Annotated in this window: 16 protein-coding genes; 8 read left to right on the top strand and 8 right to left on the bottom strand. The window is 72.4% G+C overall.

All coding sequences use genetic code 11. The features are described 5' to 3' along the window. Positions 1 to 78: 78 nt before the first annotated feature. Positions 79 to 603 carry a 2'-5' RNA ligase family protein gene (locus P0Y31_RS15465; RefSeq protein ID WP_275870964.1) on the top strand — a complete coding sequence of 175 codons (525 nt, stop codon included), beginning with the start codon at positions 79 to 81 and terminating at the stop codon, positions 601 to 603. A 9-nt stretch (positions 604 to 612) separates the two neighbouring features. Here P0Y31_RS15465 and P0Y31_RS15460 read toward each other — a convergent pair whose 3' ends face one another. From P0Y31_RS15460 to mfd, 3 genes are read right to left on the bottom strand one after another with little or no spacing between them, the layout of a single operon-like run. Then, a complete protein-coding gene (locus P0Y31_RS15460) occupies positions 613 to 1,641 on the bottom strand; it encodes a MazG family protein (protein WP_275870962.1) in 1,029 nt (342 codons plus the stop codon). A gap of 8 nt (positions 1,642 to 1,649) precedes the next feature. Further along, on the bottom strand, positions 1,650 to 2,150 hold the full coding sequence (locus tag P0Y31_RS15455) for a hypothetical protein (RefSeq protein ID WP_275870960.1): 501 nt from the start codon (positions 2,148 to 2,150) through the stop codon (positions 1,650 to 1,652). 18 nt (positions 2,151 to 2,168) lie between these two features. Next, a complete protein-coding gene (gene mfd / locus P0Y31_RS15450) occupies positions 2,169 to 5,789 on the bottom strand; it encodes a transcription-repair coupling factor (RefSeq protein WP_275870958.1) in 3,621 nt (1,206 codons plus the stop codon). 292 nt (positions 5,790 to 6,081) lie between these two features. Here mfd and cysC point away from each other — a divergent pair, with 292 nt between their 5' ends. From cysC to P0Y31_RS15430, 4 genes are read left to right on the top strand one after another with little or no spacing between them, the layout of a single operon-like run. Then, the gene (gene cysC / locus P0Y31_RS15445; RefSeq protein ID WP_275870956.1) at positions 6,082 to 7,491 is read left to right on the top strand and encodes an adenylyl-sulfate kinase; all 1,410 of its coding nucleotides are present in this window, start codon (positions 6,082 to 6,084) and stop codon (positions 7,489 to 7,491) included. Continuing rightward, positions 7,488 to 8,438, top strand: coding sequence for a sulfite exporter TauE/SafE family protein (locus P0Y31_RS15440; RefSeq protein ID WP_275870954.1), 951 nt, complete (start codon positions 7,488 to 7,490; stop codon positions 8,436 to 8,438). Before cysC ends, P0Y31_RS15440 begins: the two co-directional genes overlap by 4 nt. Then, positions 8,435 to 9,901, top strand: a complete 1,467-nt coding sequence (locus P0Y31_RS15435) for an O-antigen ligase family protein (protein ID WP_275870952.1) — start codon at positions 8,435 to 8,437, stop codon at positions 9,899 to 9,901. The genes P0Y31_RS15440 and P0Y31_RS15435 overlap by 4 nt, the downstream gene beginning before the upstream one ends. Further along, positions 9,898 to 11,430 carry a flippase gene (locus P0Y31_RS15430; RefSeq protein WP_275870949.1) on the top strand — a complete coding sequence of 511 codons (1,533 nt, stop codon included), beginning with the start codon at positions 9,898 to 9,900 and terminating at the stop codon, positions 11,428 to 11,430. The genes P0Y31_RS15435 and P0Y31_RS15430 overlap by 4 nt, the downstream gene beginning before the upstream one ends. Positions 11,431 to 11,454: 24 nt before the next feature. On the opposite strand, the gene P0Y31_RS15425 is transcribed toward P0Y31_RS15430, so the two are convergent. Next, positions 11,455 to 12,054: a hypothetical protein gene (locus P0Y31_RS15425; protein WP_275870946.1), complete on the bottom strand. Its 600-nt coding sequence runs from the start codon at positions 12,052 to 12,054 to the stop codon at positions 11,455 to 11,457. A gap of 430 nt (positions 12,055 to 12,484) precedes the next feature. On the opposite strand from P0Y31_RS15425, the gene P0Y31_RS15420 reads away from it, so the two are divergent. From P0Y31_RS15420 to P0Y31_RS15410, 3 genes are read left to right on the top strand one after another with little or no spacing between them, the layout of a single operon-like run. Beyond that, on the top strand, positions 12,485 to 13,273 hold the full coding sequence (locus tag P0Y31_RS15420; protein WP_275870943.1) for a sulfotransferase: 789 nt from the start codon (positions 12,485 to 12,487) through the stop codon (positions 13,271 to 13,273). After that, positions 13,260 to 14,348, top strand: coding sequence for a Wzz/FepE/Etk N-terminal domain-containing protein (locus P0Y31_RS15415; protein WP_275870939.1), 1,089 nt, complete (start codon positions 13,260 to 13,262; stop codon positions 14,346 to 14,348). Before P0Y31_RS15420 ends, P0Y31_RS15415 begins: the two co-directional genes overlap by 14 nt. Positions 14,349 to 14,367: 19 nt before the next feature. After that, positions 14,368 to 15,183: a sulfotransferase gene (locus P0Y31_RS15410; RefSeq protein ID WP_275870937.1), complete on the top strand. Its 816-nt coding sequence runs from the start codon at positions 14,368 to 14,370 to the stop codon at positions 15,181 to 15,183. Between the two features lie 44 nt (positions 15,184 to 15,227). Here P0Y31_RS15410 and P0Y31_RS15405 read toward each other — a convergent pair whose 3' ends face one another. Genes P0Y31_RS15405 through P0Y31_RS15390 form a run of 4 tightly spaced genes read right to left on the bottom strand, consistent with a single transcriptional unit; the run spans position 15,228 to position 19,235 of the window. Then, positions 15,228 to 16,052 (bottom strand): sulfotransferase, encoded by an 825-nt coding sequence (locus P0Y31_RS15405; RefSeq protein ID WP_275870934.1) that lies wholly within the window; start codon positions 16,050 to 16,052, stop codon positions 15,228 to 15,230. Next, entirely contained in the window at positions 16,052 to 17,593 is a 1,542-nt protein-coding gene (locus tag P0Y31_RS15400) for a hypothetical protein (protein WP_275870932.1), read from the bottom strand. Before P0Y31_RS15400 ends, P0Y31_RS15405 begins: the two co-directional genes overlap by 1 nt. Further along, complete coding sequence (locus P0Y31_RS15395) at positions 17,590 to 18,543, bottom strand: hypothetical protein (protein ID WP_275870930.1); 954 nt, start codon at positions 18,541 to 18,543, stop codon at positions 17,590 to 17,592. The genes P0Y31_RS15400 and P0Y31_RS15395 overlap by 4 nt, the downstream gene beginning before the upstream one ends. After that, the gene (locus tag P0Y31_RS15390; RefSeq protein ID WP_275870928.1) at positions 18,543 to 19,235 is read right to left on the bottom strand and encodes a hypothetical protein; all 693 of its coding nucleotides are present in this window, start codon (positions 19,233 to 19,235) and stop codon (positions 18,543 to 18,545) included. Before P0Y31_RS15390 ends, P0Y31_RS15395 begins: the two co-directional genes overlap by 1 nt. Between the last annotated feature and the right edge of the window lie 35 nt (positions 19,236 to 19,270).

The following is a 19,270-nucleotide window of genomic DNA, read 5'->3' as shown; positions in this document are numbered from 1 at the left end:
GAAATCATAAAGCGTCTTAATTATCTTAAGCAACACCTTCGGCTGCGCGCCGTGGTGCCGGTCTGCCATCGTGAGGTGGTGGCCCTGGCCGTCTGCCTGCTCTTCGACGAGCGCACCGACCATGCCCTGCGACAGCTGTGGCAACGGCTCGAGGCCGCGGGCGTCGCCACGCTCCTCTCCCACACCCACGGCCACCACGTGCCCCACCTGTCGTATGCCGTGCTGCGCACGTACGACGTCGACGCCGTGGCCGCCGCGGTGGGCGCGCTGCCCGACGGCGGGCCGGTCCGGCTCCACTTCGACGGCCTGGGCCTCTTCCGGCGCGGGCGGGCCTGGCTGATCCCGGGCATCGGCGCCGACGTCCACGCCCGCCAGGAGCGGGTGGTCGCCGCCGCCCTCGGCACGGGCGCCGACCTCCACCGGCACTACCGGCCGGGCTACTGGGTGCCGCACTGCACCGTGGCGCCCCGGGTGCGGCGGGAGTCCCTCGCCGCCCTGGCGGTCGAGGTCTACGGGACCCTGCCACTGGAGGCGCTCGCCGACCGGGCCGCGCTCATCGACAGCAGCACCGGCGAGCGCTGGCCGCTCGGCGGCATACCGTGAGCGACGGCGTCAGCCGTCGGTCTGCGACGCCCCGGGCGACACCTGCCCGGCAAAGCGCTGGAGGGCCTCGCGCAGGAGGTCGTCGGCCGACCGGCCCTGCTGGCGGGCGCGCGCGACGAGGGCGAGCAGGCGGTTGCCCAGGTCTGCCTCATCGTCGCGCAGGGCGGCCAGGTCGCCCCCGGTGCGCTCCCACCGCGCCAGGGCCTTCTCTGCGGCGAGCAGCGTCGGGAGGGAGGCCGGTATGCCGTGCAGCAGGCCGGTGTGCCCGGCCTCGCCTCCGGCGTGCCCGGCCTGCGCGGCCTTCACGGCCTTCTCCTCGGCCTTGATGACCTCCCAGGCGCGCTCGACCTCCTCGGGGGTCGTGGCGTCCCCGTCCGCGAAGACGTGCGGGTGGCGGCGCAGCAGCTTCTCGACGATCGCGCCCGCGACCTCGTCGATGTCGAAGGGCCGCTCGGGGTCCTCCTCCCCCACCCGGGACTGGAAGGCGACCTGCAGCAGGACGTCGCCGAGCTCTTCGACCATGTGGTCCCGGTCGCCGGAGCGGATCGCCTCAGCCGCCTCGTGGGCCTCCTCGATGAGGTACTTCACCAGCGACTCGTGGGTCTGCTCGGCGTCCCACGGGCAGCCGCCCGGCGAGCGCAGCCGGTCCATCACCGCGACGAGGTCGAGCAGCCGGGCGCCTGGCACGTCCCAGGACCCCACGACCACCTCGACCTCGGGCGGGTCGGGAAGCCGGGAGACCTCGGAGGCGATGGCGTCGGTGAGGCCCGGGTCGCCGTCGGCCGAGACCACCCACGCGACTCCCCGGTCCCCGGCAGCGCTCGCCTCGGCGACGAGGGTCCGGGCCAGCTCCGGCGCCGCGACGACGCCGAGGTGCCGCACCGGCACACCGGCCTCCCGCACGGCCTCGGCGAGGGGCTCGTCGGCGTCCCGCGCGAGCACCGCCCCTGCGTCCTCGAGGGCCTGCCAGGCAGCCCGCGTCAGCAGCCCCGCGGCGATGCGGGGGCTGCCGGTCACCAGGGCGAGACGGCCGGGCACGGCCGTCGTCAGCCCTCTTCCGTGACCTTGAGCCAGTTGCTGCGCGCCGACTCGAGCTGGGCTCCGTCGCGGTCGAAGACCCCGTAGCGCGGGTTGACGGTGATCTCGGCCTTCGCCAGGTGTTCGAGCACCATCTGCTTCTCGGCGTCGCTCAGCTTCTGCAGGGCGAAGTTGGCCTTCACCAGGTCGAGGGTCGCCTGCGAGGGCTCCGAGACGTTGGCCATCGCGGTGCGTGCAGAGGAGTCGGACTCGCCCTTGCCCACGCTCTTGGCGACGTCGTTGATGCTCTGCGCGGTGATCAGCTGGCTGACCGCCATCGGGGTGGTGAACGGCGTCTCCGGCGCGAAGGCCTCGTTGATCTGCTGCGCGGCCAGCTGGGCCTCGCTCTCGCTGATCACGTCGCCGTTGACGACGGCAGCGGTGTCGGCGGTGCCGCAGGCGGACACGGACAGGGCGGCGGCGAGTGCCGCCGCGGCGAGCGGCCCACGCAGGGTCCGAAGTGCCTTCACTGACAATCCTCTCGTTGCTTAACGGGCCCCGGCCCCTGACTGCGCGGCGACGCGGGCGGCGTCCCCGATGCCGTCGAGCATGACAGCCCGGATGAGGTCGCTGGCCCACTGGAGCACCGCGGTGTCCCGCAGCGGCCTGCCACCCACCCTGGCCGTCATCGGCTTGGGCACGAGAATCGTACGGACCGCGTCCTTGACGAGCGACTTCGGGTACAACCTCTGCAGCCGCAGCTGCGCCGACTCCGGCAGCTCGACGGGCCCGAAGCGGACGTGGTTGCCCTGCACGCTGATGTCCGAGATCCCGGCCTGGCGGGCGACGGTGCGCAGCCGCGCCACCTCGATGAGGTTGCGGACGGGCTCCGGAGGAGCCCCGTAGCGGTCGACGAGCTCCGCCTCGATCTCGCTGAGCTGCGCCTCGTCGACGACGCTGGCGAGCTTCTTGTAGGCCTCGAGCCGCAGCCGCTCGCCCGGCACGTAGTCGTGGGGCAGGTGCGCGTCGACCGGGAGGTCGATCTTGATCTCGACGGGGGCGCTCTCGCCCTCGCCGCGGAAGCTGGCCACGGCCTCCCCGACGAGGCGGACGTAGAGGTCGAAGCCGACGCCGGCGATGTGTCCGGACTGCTCACCGCCGAGCAGGTTGCCGGCGCCGCGGATCTCGAGGTCCTTCATGGCGATCTGGATGCCGGCGCCGAGGTCGGTGTGGCTGGCCATGGTCTGCAGCCGGTCGTGGGCCGTCTCGGTCATCGGCTTCTCGGGCGGGTAGAGGAAGTAGCAGTAGGCCCGCTCGCGCCCGCGGCCGACCCGTCCTCGCAGCTGGTGGAGCTGGCTCAGGCCGAGCACGTCGGCCCGCTCGACGATGAGGGTGTTGGCGTTGGAGATGTCCAGGCCGGTCTCGACGATGGTGGTGCAGACGAGCACGTCGAACTTCTTGTCCCAGAAGTCGAGCACCACCTGCTCGAGCTTGTGCTCGCCCATCTGGCCGTGCGCGGTCGCGACGCGGGCCTCGGGCACGAGCTCGCGGATGCGGGACGCGGCGCGCTCGATGGTGCTGACCTTGTTGTGCACGAGGAAGACCTGGCCCTCGCGGAGCAGCTCGCGACGGATGGCCGCGGTGATCTGCTTCTCGTCGTAGGCGCCGACATAGGTGAGCACCGGGTGCCGCTCCTCCGGCGGCGTCGCGAGCGTCGACATCTCGCGGATGCCGGTGACCGCCATCTCGAGGGTGCGCGGGATCGGGGTGGCCGACATGGCGAGCACGTCGACGGCGGTGCGCAGGGTCTTGAGCTGTTCCTTGTGCTCGACGCCGAACCGCTGCTCCTCGTCGACGATCACGAGGCCGAGGTCCTTGTAGCGGATGTCCTTGGACAACAGGCGGTGGGTGCCGATCACGAGGTCGACGCTGCCGTCCGCGAGGCCGGCGACGACCTCGCGCGCCTCCTTGTCGCTCTGGAAGCGCGACAGCGCCTTCACCACCACCGGGAACTGCGCGTAGCGCTCGGTGAAGGTCTGCAGGTGCTGCTGGACCAGCAGGGTGGTCGGCACGAGCACGGCGACCTGCTTGCCGTCCTGGATCGCCTTGAACGCCGCGCGCACCGCGATCTCGGTCTTGCCGTAGCCGACGTCTCCGCAGATGAGCCGGTCCATCGGCACCGAGCGCTCCATGTCGGCCTTGACCTCGTCGATGGAGCTCAGCTGGTCGGGGGTCTCGACGTAGGCGAAGGCGTCCTCGAGCTCACGCTGCCACGGGGTGTCGGGGCCGAACGCGTGCCCCGACGTCGCCATGCGCGCGCTGTAGAGCTGGATGAGCTCGCTCGCGATCTGCTTGACGTAGCGACGGGCCTTGGTCTTGGTCTTGTGCCAGTCGGAGCCGCCCATCTTGTTGAGGGTGGGCTGCTCGCCCCCGACGTAGCGGGTGACCTGGTCGAGCTGGTCGGTCGGCACGTAGAGCCGGTCGCCCGGCTGGCCGCGTTTGGAGGCGGCGTACTCGAGCACGAGGTACTCGCGGGTGGCGCCGCCGACCGTGCGCTGGACCATCTCGACGAACTTGCCCACACCGTGCTGCTCGTGGACGACGAAGTCGCCCGGCTGGAGCTGGAGGGGGTCGACCTGGTTGCGGCGCCGCGACGGCATACGGCGCATGTCCTTGGTGGAGCCGCCCTGGCCGGGGGTGCCCGTCAGGTCGGTCTCGGTGACCACCGCCAGCCGGCTGGCCGGCGCGAGGAAGCCGCTCCCGAGCGAACCGGTGGTGAGGTGCACCATCCCGGGCGCCAGGTCGCCGAGGTCGGCGTCGAGCCTGCTGGGCACCTCCTCGCCGCCGAGGACCTCGTGGACCCGCTTGGCGAGACCGTGGCCCTCGGTGACGACGAGCACGCGCCAGCCGTCCCCGGTCCACTGGCGCAGGTCGCCGACGGCCTCCGGGGTGCTGCCCCGGTAGCGGGGGGTCTCGGTGAGCCCGGTGTTGACGACGGCCGCGTCGCCGTCGACCTCCTCGGCGAGCTCCTCGTCGGCGGTGAACGGGTTGAGGTCCCACCACGACAGGCCGGCCTCGCGGGCGTGTGCGCGCAGGTCGGCGAGGCTCCAGAACGACGCGGTGCCGAGGATGCCCTGGAGGTCGATGGGCACGGTGTTGCCGGCGGCGGCGTTGGCCCAGCCTGCGTCGAGGAACTCCTGGGAGGTCGCGACGAGGTCGTGGGCGCGGGTGCGCACGCGCTCCGGGTCGCACAGCACGACCATCGTGTCGTCGCGGAGGGTGTCGAGCACGCTCTCCATGCCGTCGACGAGGGCGGGGGCGAGGGACTCCATGCCCTCGACCGCGATGCCCTCGGCGAGCTTGCCGAGCAGGTCGACGGCGCCGGGCAGCTGGTCGACGAGGTCCTTGGCGCGCTCGCGGACCGAGTCGGTGAGCAGCACCTCACGGCAGGGCGGCGCCCACAGGCCGTGCTCGGCGACCTCGAGGCTGCGCTGGTCGGCGACCTTGAACCAGCGGATCTCCTCCACCGTGTCGCCCCAGAACTCCACGCGCACCGGGTGGTCCTCGGTCGGCGGGAAGACGTCGAGGATGCCGCCGCGCACGGCGAACTCGCCGCGCCGCTCGACGAGGTCGGTGCGCGTGTAGGCCGCAGCGGCGAGGTCCTCGACCACCTGCTCGAGCGGTGCCTCGTCGCCGGCCTTGAGCGCCACCGGGGTGAGCTCGCCGAGGCCCTTGACCACCGGCTGCAGCACGGCGCGCACCGGGGCCACCACGACGTCCAACGGCCCGTATGCCGGGTCGGCGAGGTCCGGGTGCGCGAGGCGCCGCAGCACGGCCAGACGCTTGCCGACCGTGTCGCTGCGCGGGCTCAGCCGCTCGTGCGGGAGGGTCTCCCACGCGGGGAAGTCGGCGATGGTGTCGGGGTCGAGGAAGCAGCGCAGGGCGGCTGCGAGGTCCTCGGCCTCACGGGTGGTCGCCGTGATGGCGAGCAGCGGGCGGCGCCGCCCCTCCGTGGCGGCGCCACGGGACACCAGACTCGCGAGCAGGGCGGGCCGGGCGCCGGCTGCGACGGACACCTCGGCGGTGGCCTCGTCGCGCCTCGCCACGCCCATGGCCGCGGCGATGCCGGGGTCGCCGTGGAGGACGTCCAGCAGCGGGCTGAGGGTCATGGAGACGGCTCCTGGCGGGGGTAGACAGCACGAGCGCCCCGCTGCGGCGGGCAGCGGGGGTCGCCACCAAGCCTAAGCCCCCTCGCGGCGGACACCACGGCGCGCCGCCACTCAGGTGTTCGGCCACGTGGCCTACGTCCAATGTTCTAGAGCAAACGTGCCTACTGACGGACCAGACCGGCCGACAGACTCGACGGGGAGGCGGCCGGAGCACGACGTGACGGTGCCGACCGCACAGTGCAGAGGGGACGAGGACGATGAGAGTTGCGCGGGTTCGACCCGGGGTGGGCGGATGAGCCTGGTGGAGGACGGACCGGTGCGCCTGGGGTCGGCACCGCCGGAGCTCGTGCTGGACCACGCCCTTCCTGACCTGACCCTCAGCCCCCTGGCCACGGCCGACCTCATGCTGGCCCTAGCGGGCGTGCTGCCACCGGGCCAGGTGCTCGGTGCGGCCGTGCAGGAGGTCGTGGAGGACCTCGGGGTCGGCCCCGAGATCGGCGTGGCGCTGCCCACGGTGGAGGCGGCCCGGGCCGCGCTCGTGGCCGGCGGCCTCGTGCTCCGCGACGAGGAGCACACGCCGCTCGCGGCACTGGAACAGGCGCGGGTGGCGCCGGGGCAGCCCCGGCTCGTGCACGGCATACCCCGGCGGTTGCGGGCCCGGGAGTCGGGCGTGGGGGCACGGACCACGGTGGACTTCGACGACCCGTCGCTGCGCGGACGGCCGCTCCTGCTGCTCGAGCGCCCTGCCCTGGAGGCGGACCTGCCGCTGCTGCGGGCCTGGGCCTCCTCCGCCGGCGCGGCCCCCGTGGTGCTGGTCCCGGAGCACAGCGACGGGCGGGCCTGGGTGCCCACCCGGCTGCTGCTCCGCCTGGCCGACGACCTCGTGACGGCCATCGGGGCGAGTGGCGCGACGGTGCGCACCGTGCCGCTGGAGCCGCACGACCCGCGCAGCGACTCGGCACTGGTCGACCGCATCGCCGCGCGTCTCGGGGCAACCGCGGTCCGCAGCCTCAGCGACACCGAGCCGGGGGGCACCGCGGGCGTCTGGGCGCAGGCCCACGCGGCGCTGGTCGACGGGCGCGGGGCCGGTGCCCTGCCCGGCCTGGACCCCGACACCGAGCGGACGCTGCGCTCCTGGCTCCCCCGGCGCGACGAGCGCGGGGTCGCGCTGATGTTCTCCGGCCTGTCCGGCTCCGGGAAGTCGACGCTGGCGCGTGACGTGGCCGCCTGGATCGGCGCCACGACGTCGCGCACCGCCACCCTGCTCGACGGCGACCGGGTGCGGCAGATGCTGTCGGCGGGGCTCGGCTTCGACCAGGCCTCGCGAGAGCTCAACGTGCGCCGGATCGGCTACGTCGCGGCGGAGATCGCCCGCCACGGCGGCATCGCGATCTGCTCGCCGATCGCCCCGTTCGCCCACACCCGGGCCGAGGTGCGGCACATGGTCGAGCAGGCCGGCGACTTCGTCCTCGTGCACGTGAGCACCCCCCTCGAGGAGTGCGAGCGGCGCGACCTCAAGGGGCTCTACGCCAAGGCGCGACAGGGGCAGATCCCCGACTTCACCGGCATCTCCTCGCCCTACGACGTCCCGGTGGACGCCGACCTGCGGGTGGACACCTCGGCCCTCGGACGCGAGGAGGCCGCCCAGCAGGTCATCGACCACCTCACCCGCGGCGGCTGGGTGGAGGGGAAGGCACCGTGAACCTCGACCCGGGCCTGGTCGCCGCCTGCTTCGGCATCGGCATCGTCGTCGGGCTGACCGGGATGGGCGGCGGGGCCCTGATGACGCCGGTCCTCGTGCTGTTCTTCAACATCCCGCCGCTCACGGCCGTCTCGAGCGACCTGGTCGCCGCTGCCGTCATGAAGCCGGTCGGCGGCGCCGTGCACCTGCGCCGCGGCACCGTCAACCTGGGCCTGGTCAAGTGGCTGTGCATCGGCTCCGTCCCGGCCGCGTTCGGCGGCGTGCTGCTCATGCGCGCCCTCGGCGACGGCCAGCGGATCCAGGACGTGGTACAGGTCTCCCTGGGGATAGCGCTGCTCATCGCCGCCACGGGTCTGGCGGTGCGGGCCTACATGCGGCTGCTCGAGCGGGCCCGCCGCCGCGACGGCAGCGCCGACCCCCTGCCCCAGGGCCGGCCCGAGGTCACCGTCCGGGTGCTGCCGACGGTGCTCGTGGGTGTCATCGGGGGCCTGGTCGTCGGCATGACGTCGGTGGGCTCCGGCTCGCTCGTGATCATCTCGCTGATGGCGCTCTACCCGCTGCTCAAGGCCAGCTCGCTGGTCGGGACCGACCTCGTGCAGGCGGTGCCCCTCGTCGCGTCGGCCGCCCTGGGCCACATCCTCTTCGGCGACTTCAGGCTCGACCTCACGCTCTCGCTCATCATCGGCAGCGTCCCGGGCGCGTGGCTCGGCGCACGGCTGTCCTCGCGCGCACCCGGCGGGGTCGTGCGGCGGGTGCTGGCGTTCGTCCTCCTGGCCTCCGCCCTCAAGCTGCTGGGCCTGCCGACCGTGCAGACCGGCGTCGTGCTGGCCGTCATGGCCCTCGCCGCTCCGGTGGCCTGGATGGTCGTCCGGCGCCGCCACGGCTTCCCCGCCCTCGCCGCCCGCCGCGTGCGCCGGCCCGCCCTCGTCGAACAGGTGACGCGATGACCTCGGTCCTGACACCGCAAGCCCCGCACGCGCCCAAGCACGCGAGGCCCCGCCCGGTGCGGACGTGGCTCGCCCTGGCGGTGCTCGGGGCGGCCGCGTGTGCCGCCGCGGTCATCTCCGGCCTCGCGTTCGGGGGCAGCGGTGACAAGCGCATGGTCGTCATCCCGCTCGCCGTTGCGGTCGGGGTCGCGCTGGCGGCACTGGCCTTCACGCGCTACGCCGCCTTCGTCCTCATGCTGCTGGCCGTCCGTGCCAGCCTCGACCTCGTCAAGCTGAGCGGCGTCTCCGCAGGCAACACCGACACCAACTCCGCGGCCGCCCGCGGCCTGGACCCGGCGTCGATGCTGTCGATGCTGTTCATCGTCGCGTCGGTGTTCTGGCTGCTCGCGCAGTACTCCAGCGGGCGACAGCTGCGCGGCTCCCCGCTGCGCACGGCCCTCATCGTGTTCGTCGTCGCGGGCGCCGTCAGCGTCATCGGAGCCAACCCGTGGGAGGCGGCGTTCCTCGAGGTGGCCCGCATCCTCTCGGTCGTCATGATGTTCGTGGTGCTCGAGCAGCTCATCACGAACCGCGAGACGATGATGAAGGTCCTCTACGCGGCCTACGCCAGCGTGCTGTTCCCCTTGGCGTACACCCTGTTCGGCCTCGCCATCGGCGACCCGGCCTCCGAGGCGAAGGGCAGCTTCACCAGGCTCACCGGGCCGTTCGCGCAGTCCAACACCTTCGCCCGCTACCTGGCCTTCCTCATCGTCTTCGGCGTCGCGGTCTTTCCGGCCCTGCGCAAGAAGCAGAAGCTGGCGATGCTGCCCATCCTCGGGCTGTCGACGGCCTTCCTGCTCCTCACCCTGACCCGGTCGGCGATCATCGCCGCGGTGCTGGCCGTCGTCATCATCGCCCTCGTCCAGCGACGCACCTCGCTGCTGGTGGGGTTCGCCGCCAGCGCACTCCTGGCCGCCGCGCTGGTGCCCGGGCTCACGGCCCGCTTCGCGACCCTCACCGCCGAGGAACAGGTGGTCGGGCGACCGGAGACCGGCAACAGCCTGCAGTGGCGGTACGACTACTGGACCAAGGTCATCCCGCTGGCCAACGAGAACCCGGTGACCGGGATCGGGCTCAACATGACGCAGTACCAGACCTCGGCCAAGAAGCAGCCGCACAGCGACTTCATCCGGGCCTACGTCGAGACGGGGCTGTTCGGCCTGATCGCCTACGTCGCGATGCACTTCCTGCTGCTGCGCAACGCCATCCTCGCGGTGCAGCGGACAGCCCGCGGCACCCTCGAGCACGGTGTGGCCGCGGGCGCGCTGGGCGTTGCCGTGTGCTTCCTCGTCGCCAGCCTCGGCTCCAACATGATGTCCAACGTGGTCAGCCTCTGGTACCTCGTGGCGTTCTCGGCCGCCGGCGCCTACGTCGCGCGCACCAACGCCCCCGGCCCCGGCGGCCGGTGGAACCTCTCGCAGTGAGCAGCTCGACGGCCTCGCGCGACATCAACCGCATGGGGCGCGGCGGCGGCCTCAACCTCGTCGGCGCCGTCTGGAACCAGGTCGCCCTCTTCGGGATCATCTCGCTGCTGGCAGCCCAGCTGGGTGAGGACGACGTCGGACGCTACGCCTCCTGCTACGCCCTGCTCTCGTTGCTGGGACTGCTGTCGCTGGCCGGGTTCCGTTCCGCCATGACCCGGTTCGTCGCCATGCACGTCGCCGACGGCGACGCCAGCCGGCTGCGGGGCACCCTGCGCATGGGGCTCGGCCTGACCGTGCTGGCGTCCCTGGTGATCGGTGGCCTGCTGGCGGCGCTCGCTCCGTGGGTCGCCCGCACCCTCAGCGGCCCCGCCATGACCGACGACCCCGCCATGGCCACGGGCGTGCGGCTCGTGGCCCTCAGCCTGCCGGCGGTCACCTTCTCCGACGCAGCGCTCGCGGCCACCCAGGGCTGGCGGACCCAGCGGCCCTTCACGCTGATCGGCCGGATCTTCGAGCCCGGACTGAAGTTCGCGCTCACCGCAGGCGCGCTCGCGGTCGGCCTCGCCTTCGAGGGTGCGATGTGGTCGATCGTGGCGGCGGCGTGGGCAGCGGCCGCCCTGGCCGGACTCGCGCTGAAGGCACAGCTGCGCGGCACACCGGGGGCAGACGCGGTCTACGAGATCCGCGAGATCTTCAGCTTCTCGATGGTGAGCTGGCTCGCGGCCCTGGCTGCGACGGGCCTGATCTGGGTGGGCACCCTTCTGCTGGGCGCGATGGAGGGCCAGGCCGAGGTCGGCACCTTCAACGTCGCCACCCGGCTGGTCATGCTGGCCGTCTTCGTGATGGCCCCGATCAACGCGGCCTTCACGCCGCACATGGCCCACCTGTTCCACACCGGGCAGGTGGAGGAGTCGGCCCGGGCCTACGGCAGTGCGACGCGCTGGATCCTGACGCTGTCGATGCCGGCGTTCATCGTGCTCATCGCCTTCCCCACCCAGCTGCTCGGCTACTTCGGCGAGGTCTACACCACTGCCGCGGCTGTCACGGTGATCCTCGCCTTCGGGCAGCTCGTGAGTGCCGCCGCCGGTCCGTGCGGCACCGTGCTCAACATGTCTGGACGGGTGCGCCTGTCGATGCTCGACAACATCGGCGCGCTGGCACTCGGCGTCGTGCTCAACCTGGTCCTCATCCCCTCCTACGGCATCGTGGGCGCCGCTGTCGCGTGGAGCGCCTCGCTCGTGGCGGCCAACTCGGCCAAGGTGATCCAGGCCCGTTACGTCGTGGGCGTACCCGCCGCCGGCGCGCGCCTGGGCCGGATCCTGCTGGCCGCAGTGCCGGCGGCCGCGACGGCGGCGCTGCTGACCCAGTGGGTGCACCACTGGGCCGGCGTGGTGCTCGTCGCGGCCCCGCTGGTGGCGGTGGTGTTCTTCGGAGTGCTGGTCGCCCTGGGCGTCCAGCCCGAGGACCGCGCCCTGGTGGCCTCGCTGGCACGGCGCAGGGCCAGGGTGACGCGCGCCGGCGCTGCCTGACCCTGACCGGCCGCGGCCCCCGCGTCAGCAGGCCTTGGCGTAGATGCCCGCTGCCGAGGTCTCCATCGACCTTGCGCGGGCGAGCCCCTCGGCTGTCGAGGTGCGCACCGCGGCGAGGGCCGCGGCCTCGGTGGTCAGCTGGGCCTGGGCCGCCTTGACGGCTGCCGCCGCCTCCGCCGGCGTCGGTGCCGCGTTCGTGCTGGACTTGCCAGCGATACTGCGCACCAACGTGATCGAGGCCTGCAGGGCGGTCAGCTGCTTCTGGCGCGTGGCGCCTGCGGCGGTGAGGGCGGCAGCCCCCTTGGCCACGGTGGCGGCACCGGCACGGGTCGTGCGCACGCCTGAGGCCACGGCTCCGCAGTTGCGCACCGACACCTGGTATGCCGCCGTGCGCGTGGTCTGCAGCCCCTTGCGGCCCGTCGCGAGGCCGGAGGCGACCGTGGTCCGCACTCCTGCCAGCGTCGTGTTGGTCTTGAGCGCGCGACTTCGCGCCGCAAGACCGTTGAGCGCGTTGGCGAGTGCGACGTTCTGCACCGGCGCAGCCGCGGCCGGCGGCGACGTCGTGGTGGAGCTCGGTGACGCCGACGACATGGGCGACGGCGGCGCCGTGGAGGTGTTGGCCACTGGCCTCACCAGCGGCTGGCCCGCGCCGTTCCCCTCACCCGAGCACGCTCCGACCGACGCAGCGACGGCCGCTGCAGCCAACACCCCCACGGCTCTTCTCACCACGGCTCCCCTCGCCTTGCGTGTCCCCAGTCTCACACCGGAGGGTGAGCGTCCTGAGGGTGTTTGCCCGCAACCTGGACCCTTCATGCGTCATTTGACGCAGAGGGGTCTAGGCGCGTAATCGGCATACAGGACATAAGGATTCGCGTCTCAGCCAGATGTTCGGAAAGTGCCCACGGCCCCCTCACACGCCTCTACTCTCGATCTGTCCGCACCTCGTGTGTGGGCGTTCAACTCCAGTCAGAGGGGGTGAGGGGAGTTGAGCACACGCAGGCGTGTGGGGCACCTGCTGGCCCCGGTGCGCAGTCGCATCCAGGGAGGTCCGGGAATGACACCGGGATACCTCGTCGTGGGCACCAAACGGGGTGGCTCGACGTCGATCGCGCACTGGCTCTCCAAGCACCCGCAGGTCGCGGCCTGCCGGTTCACCAAGGGCACCCACTACTTCGACGTGAACTACCAGCGGGGCTGGAAGTGGTACCTCTCGGCGTTCGAGCCGCCACGCGACGGCATACGCATCACGGGTGAGGCCAGCCCCTACTACATGTTCCACCCGCTCGCGGTCGAGCGGATCGCCAAGGCACTGCCGGACGTGCGCCTGATCGTCAGCCTGCGCGAGCCGGTGGCGCGGGCCTGGTCCCACCACCAGTACGAGACCCAGCAGGGGTTCGAGGACCGGCCCTTCGCCGAGGCCATCGAGCTCGAGGACGAGCGCGTGCGCGGTGAGGAGGAGCGCATCCGGGCCGACCCCCGGTACGAGAGCTACGCGCACCGACACCACACCTACCTCCAGCGCGGGCACTACGCCGAACAGCTGGAACGGCTCTACGCGCACTTCCCGCAGGAGCAGGTGCTGGTGGTGCGCAGCGAGTCGATGTTCTCGGACCCGCAGACGGAGCTCGCGCGGGTCTGGAAGCACTTGGCCCTCGAACCCGTCCACCTCGACGGGCTCGACCGCTACAAGGCCACCCACGTACCGCTCGAGATCCCCAAGGACCTGCACGAGCGACTCACGGACCACTACCGCCCCTGGAACGAGAAGCTCCAGCAGCTGCTCGGGGCCGACTTCACCTGGAACGACCAACCGACACAGAGGACCTGGCATGGAGATCGTTGACTACCTCAGGGCCGCACGGCGCCGCATCGCGCTGATCATCCTCATCCCGCTCGTCGCGGCGGGGAGTGCAGCGGCGCTGCTGTTCCTGCAGAAGCCCGACTACATCTCCACCGCGACCGTGGACCCGCCCGCCCTCGTGGGCAGCCCCACGTCGCAGTACACCGGATCCCAGGGCGTGATCCAGTTCGTGGCGGCGTTCCAGGCGACCGCCACTGGCCCGGTCGTGCGCCAGAAGGTGTCCGACCAGACCGGGGTGGACCCCACGGAGCTCCTCGAGAACCTCCTGGTCACCCAGCGGGGTGGCAGCGCCAGTGTCGCCGTGACCTACACCTCCCCGGTGAAGGCTGACGTCGAGAAGGTCGTCGAGGCGACGAGCACCGAGACGCTGCGGGCCATGTTCTCCTCGCAGGTGACGACGGCCCAGTCGCGGCTGGACGACGCGGAGGCGACGCTGAAGTCGGCGAGCGAGGCCGTGGGCACGTTCACGGCCAAGAACCGCATGGCAGACCCCCAGAAGGCGTACGAGGCCCAGCTGAACCGCGTGAACACGCTGGCCCAGCAGCAGGCCACCATGCGGGCTGCCGGCAACGCCGTGGGGGCGGCCGCCCTGTCGGCGCCCATCGCCTCGGCAGCCGCGGGACTCGACAAGTTCGGCCCGATCCTGACCGAGTACAACACCCTCGTCGAGAACCGGTCGGCGGCTGCGTCCGCCGTCACCGCCGCCCAGGTGCAGCTCGCCAACGCGAAGTCGCAGTTCGACGCCGCCGACCCGACCAAGACGGTCTTCATCTCCGGCGCCCGGTTCGTCGACAGCACGGAGACCATGACCCGCACGGTCATCGCGGTGGGCGTGGCGGCGTTCTTCCTCGCACTGCTCATCGTCGCGATGCTCGAGGTGATCGCCCGCGGCCGTCGCGAGCGCCCGGTGGCCGAGCCGGGGGCGGGTGAGGCGGCGCCGGGCGAGGCCTTCCCCCACGCGGCACCCACCGGGCGGATGGCACCGAAGGGCTCTGCAGCGGCGGCGAACCCCGGCGCCCCGAGCCACGGCATACCGGCTCGGGCGAAGCACCGCTGAGGCGGGCGGAGGCACAGCGATGGAGAACCGCGGGACGGGGCCGGCGCCGGGGCCGGCGAGCCACGCCGCCGGCCCCAGCTCGCCCATCTTCATCGTCGGCTGCCAGCGCTCAGGGACCACGATGCTGCGGCTCATCCTGGACTCCCACCCACGGATCAGCTGCGGGCCCGAGACCCGCTTCCTGGAGGATATGGAGCGCATCGTCGGCGCGGACTGGAAGCGGTTGTCGCAGTACGGGTTTCCGCGTGAGGAGTGGCTGGGCCGCATCGCGGGCTTCTTCGACGGCATCCAGGGCGACTACGCGCGCTCACGCGGGAAGTCCCGCTGGGCGGACAAGAGCCCCCGCTACGCGATGAAGCTGCCGTTCATCATGGAGCTGTTCCCCGACGCGCAGGTCGTCCACGTCATCCGCGACGGCCGGGACGTCGCCGTCTCGCACCGCAAGCGGTTCGGCTACTGGTCGTGCGTGAAGTCCGCGGTGAAGTGGCCGCGCTACATCGCCGAGGCGACCGAGCACGGCCGCCGGCTGCCGCCGGGGCAGTACCACGAGCTGCGCTACGAGGAACTGGTCTCCGACCAGGAGGGAACCTTGCGGCGCCTCCTCGACTTCCTCGGCGAGGAGTGGGACCCGGCGGTGCTCGAGTTCGACAAGAAGAGCCACGACGTCCCTGACCGCTACCACGCGCAGGCCTCGTCACGTCGCGCCGACGAGGGCACCAGCGCCGCCGTGTACACCTCGCGCGTGGGGACCTACCGCAAGGAGCTCGACCCGGCCATGCGCCTGCTGTTCAGGCTCACGGCGAGCCGCGAGCTGAAGAGCCTCGGCTACGCCTGACCCCGGCCCCCCGACCCGGACCCGCCTGACCCGGCGCCCGACTGCTACCTGCGCACCAGGCCCTCGCGCCACGCGCCGTGCCGAGAGAGGTCGTCCACGTCGTAGCCGAAGGCCGCGATGTCGTCGCCGAACCGCGCCGTGACGGCACGCCGCTGCCAGTGCCCCGGGCGCCACCAGCGGGCCCACTCGTCCCACCACTGCTCGTACTGACGGCTGGCGCTGGCCTTGAGGCTGTCGGCCGGGATGGGGCTGTCCAGGCCCAGGAAGTCGGCGATCTTCGCCAGCTCGGCCTCCGGCCTCGACACGAGGTCCTCGTAGTGCACGATGTGCAGCCGCTGCAGGTGTGGCATGTCCTGCACCAGGATACGGTGGGCCGTCACCCAGTGCTCGACCAGCGAGCTGATCGTCTGGAAGCGCCGGGGGTCGGACGAGAGCAGGCGGCGCCACTTCTTGTTGGACAGCGCCACGACGACGGGGTGCCGGACCACCACGACCATCGCCGAACCGGGGAAGAGCGCCTGGAGGAACCGGCCCATGACGAGGTTGGGGGGCGACTTCTCCACGAACAGCCGGGCGTCCTCGTCCCAGAAGGGCTCCCACGCCGCCAGCAGCGCCCGGGCGTTCTCGGGCGTGACGAGCGGCGACTGCTCGGTGAGGTGTGCGCGGCGGTCGAAGGCGAACCGGCCCGAGCCGCCGTAGACCTTGGCCTTGGGGTAGACGTGCTGGAGGTGCTGGCCCTCGTCCTCGCGCACGCCCGTCCCGGACAGGCCGCTGATGTCGGGGTGGGTCGCCAGGGCCCGGGCGAGCGGCGTGGTGCCGCTGCGGTGCAGGCCTCCGACGAACACCAGCCGGGACGAGGGGATCGCCATCACTGCTCCTCCATGAAGTCCTTGACGGTTCCGTCGAGCACGAGCCGAACGGGCGTCCCGTCGACGGTGACGCGCCCCGTCCGTGTGGCCGTGGCGCCGGGAGACTGCGCGGTCTCCCCCTTGCCGAGGTCGACGGAGACGGGCTGGCCGGCCCACACGTAGGCGGTGGTGCGGCCACCGCGCTCGAACCCGACGCCGGTCATGCCCCCGGAGCTGATCCTGACCGCCTTGGCCCCACGCGAGGCGGCCAACAGCTCCTGGAAGACCCGTCCCGCCTCACGCACCGAGCCGTCGGGCTCGAGGAGGCCGAACCGTGGCTCGTCCGAGTTGCGGCCGCCGGGGTCGAAGGCGAGGGGAAGCCACAGCGCCGCGCGGGCGCCCTCCCCCACGACCAGGCTCACGGTCTTGAGCATCTCGACGGTCTCCGTGCCGTCCTCCCCGCTGTCGCGGTCGAACCTGCCCACCTCCCAGGCCTCGATGGGCACACCGGCGGGGGTGCTCGCGCGCAGGTAGGCGAAGAGGTCCGGCACCGACGCGTAGCTCTCGTAGAAGTGGATCTGCCGGACGTCGACCACCTTGCGCCGCGCGAGGTCCGACATCAGCCGGAGGTAGGTCAGGTTGCGAGCGCCCTGCTCCGAGGCGAGTGCCTTCTCCAGGCCGGCGCGGTCGCGCACTTCGACGATCTTGTCGCCGCGGGTGCCGAACCGGCGCTGGTAGTAGCGGTTGTAGGCCGCGATGGCGTCGGCCTCACGCCCCTGTCGGAGCAGCGCGTCGGCGATCCCGTAGCCGTAGGTGGTGCTGCTCAGGCCGGCGTCGACGACGTCGGCGTCCGGGTTGGCCGCCCGGATCTCGGCCGAGGCCGTCTCGGCGAGGGTCGTGAACTCCTCGGGCGTCCCGCCCCAGAAGCTCTTGGAGTTGATCTCGTTCTCGATCGCGTACGCGTTCACGCCCTTGGCGGAGTAGCGCGTCACGGCGGACCGCACCCAGGCACGGTAGGCCGCGAGGTCGGTGGGCATCAGCGACTCGGTCTTGCCCTTGCTCCCCCGCTCGTACTGCGCGCTGCCGCCGGTCGCCCAGCAGGTGCCCACCCGGAGCTTGAGCATGAGCGTGACCCCCACGGTGCGGCTCCGCTCGGCGATGCGGTCGAGCGAGGACCAGTCCGGGCGCCCCTGGTCGCGCTCGACGTCACACCACACGACCTCGTAGTAGGTGCGGCCGCCGGCCAGCGTGCGCAGGTACGGCTGGAACTCGGTGTACCGCCCCCAGTCCCACTTCGCGCCGAGGGCAGCGGGCGCGCCCGACGGCCCTGTCGACCCGCCCGAGCTCTGGCTCGGTCCCGGGGTCCAGGTCGTGCTGCCCGGGCCGGTCGTGTCGCTGCCGGAGCTGGGGGTGGGGATCGGCGTGGCCGAGCGGCCATCGGCCACGCCGTCGCTCCCGCCCTGGCACCCTGCCACGCCCGCCACCGCGGCCAGCGCCGCCACCACGGCGACGGCGCGACCTCGCGCCGTGTGCCGTGCCCCGGCGCCACCAGGACGGCTCACGAGGCGCCTCCCCGGCTCTGCGCGGGGTCGCGCACGGCCACCGCCTGCAGCCGCTCGTGGAGGCGGGCAGCGAGGTCCGCCACGCGGTCCTCGACCGGCAGCGGCCGCGTGCCGTGGCTCTCCCGCGCCACGACGTGCTCGAAGAGGGCAGGCCTGCAGGGCAGCCCGATGAAGGCGCACAGCCGGCTCATCTGCCCGGCAGGGTCTGCCACGAAGGCGTCGTAGCCCACGGGCAGCACGTCCGGTCGCCGGTCGAGGCCGAGGTCGAAGTACAGCTGGTTGCGCACGACCCAGAAGAGGACGGCGGCCGACTCGGGTGACATCGAGTCGGTGTCGAACGAGCGCACGAGCTCCACGGACTCGGTGGGCAACCGCTGCCCCTGCCAGATCGTGTCCCCCTCGCCCGCAGCGATGGCACGCAGTGCGCGCAGGTTGGCGTCCCGGAACTTGGAGACCTCCGAGCGGGCCCTCGCCATCGGCTCGCGGAAGACCCAGAGCGCCCGCCCCGGCGGTGTGCCCGGAAGGTCGAGCAGCTGGTCGACCCGGTGCGACTCGCAGAGCGGCTTGACGAGCACGATGGCGTGGCGGCTCGACGTGATGGTCTGCCTGAGCACGTCGTCCGAGCGCAGCTGGAAGCGGTGGAAGACGGTGCGGTCGTTCTCGTTGCGCACCTCCACCTCGGGCGCGAGGTCGATGCCGCGCATGAGCATGTTGGTGCCCGAGCGCTGCAGCCCCACGACGTAGACGGGCCGGGCCGTGCCCGGCGTCACCCCGGACCGGCGCCGCCAGCGGGCCTTGCGGTATGCCGTGGCCACCCGCTCGCGCGGGTCGAGCCGGTCCTCCTCGATGAGGCGGCCGATGCCCTCGCTGCGGGCCCAGCGGACGTGGCGGGCCACCTTGCCGGCGTAGTAGGCCAGGGCGCCCTGCTGAGAGGCGGGGGTGGCGGCCATCAGCCCACCGTGCTCAGGTCTCGGCCGTGGGCCGTCAGGACACCCTCGAGCTCTGCGGCGGCCTCAGGTCCCCGCGCCCCCACGACCGCGCGCAGCGCGGCCAGGTCGGGAACGGGGTCAGGGGTGTAGCCGCGGGCCACGAAGGCCAGGTACTGCTCGTCCGTCAGCCCCAGCGCCCGATGCAGCACCGCGGTGTTGTCGATCAGGGGCATCGGGCGGGGGTCGAGCCGGTACATCGAGGGCTCGAGCGCCAGGCCCGCCTGCAGGAGCATCGCCAGCCGGTGCCCGCCGTCACCGACGTGGACGGTGCGGCTCATGGGCGCCCCGGTGTCGCTCGGCGTCACCCACCGGGTCAGGCGCAGCGTCACCGGCTTGGAGGTGTCGAAGCCCCGCGCGTGGAACGAGCGGAGCAGGGCCCGGGCGGAGAGCACCCGTTCGGCGAAGTTGTCGGTCATCACCACGGGGTCGCGCAGGACCCACGGCCGGAACCGCGCCATGGCGACCTCGCGGAACCACACGGCATACGGCTCGTCCTGGGCCGCCCGCACCAGCGCGGCGTCGGCCTCCCCGTCGGGCCGCGACGAGAGGAAGTCGAAGAACTGTGCCCGGACCAGCACGTCGTAGCGCAGGGGGCTGATGAGCTCGCTGATGTCGATGGCCCTGTCGCCTGCCCGCTTGGGCTTCCACGTCACCGCCCGTCGCAGGCTCCTGGCAACAGTCGCACTAG

It is taken from the genome of Knoellia sp. 3-2P3 (genome assembly GCF_029223115.1).
Classification (GTDB): Bacteria; Actinomycetota; Actinomycetes; order Actinomycetales; family Dermatophilaceae; genus Pedococcus_A.
Note: the sequence above shows the minus strand (reverse complement) of the source record. Positions and strands in the feature narration are given on the sequence as shown.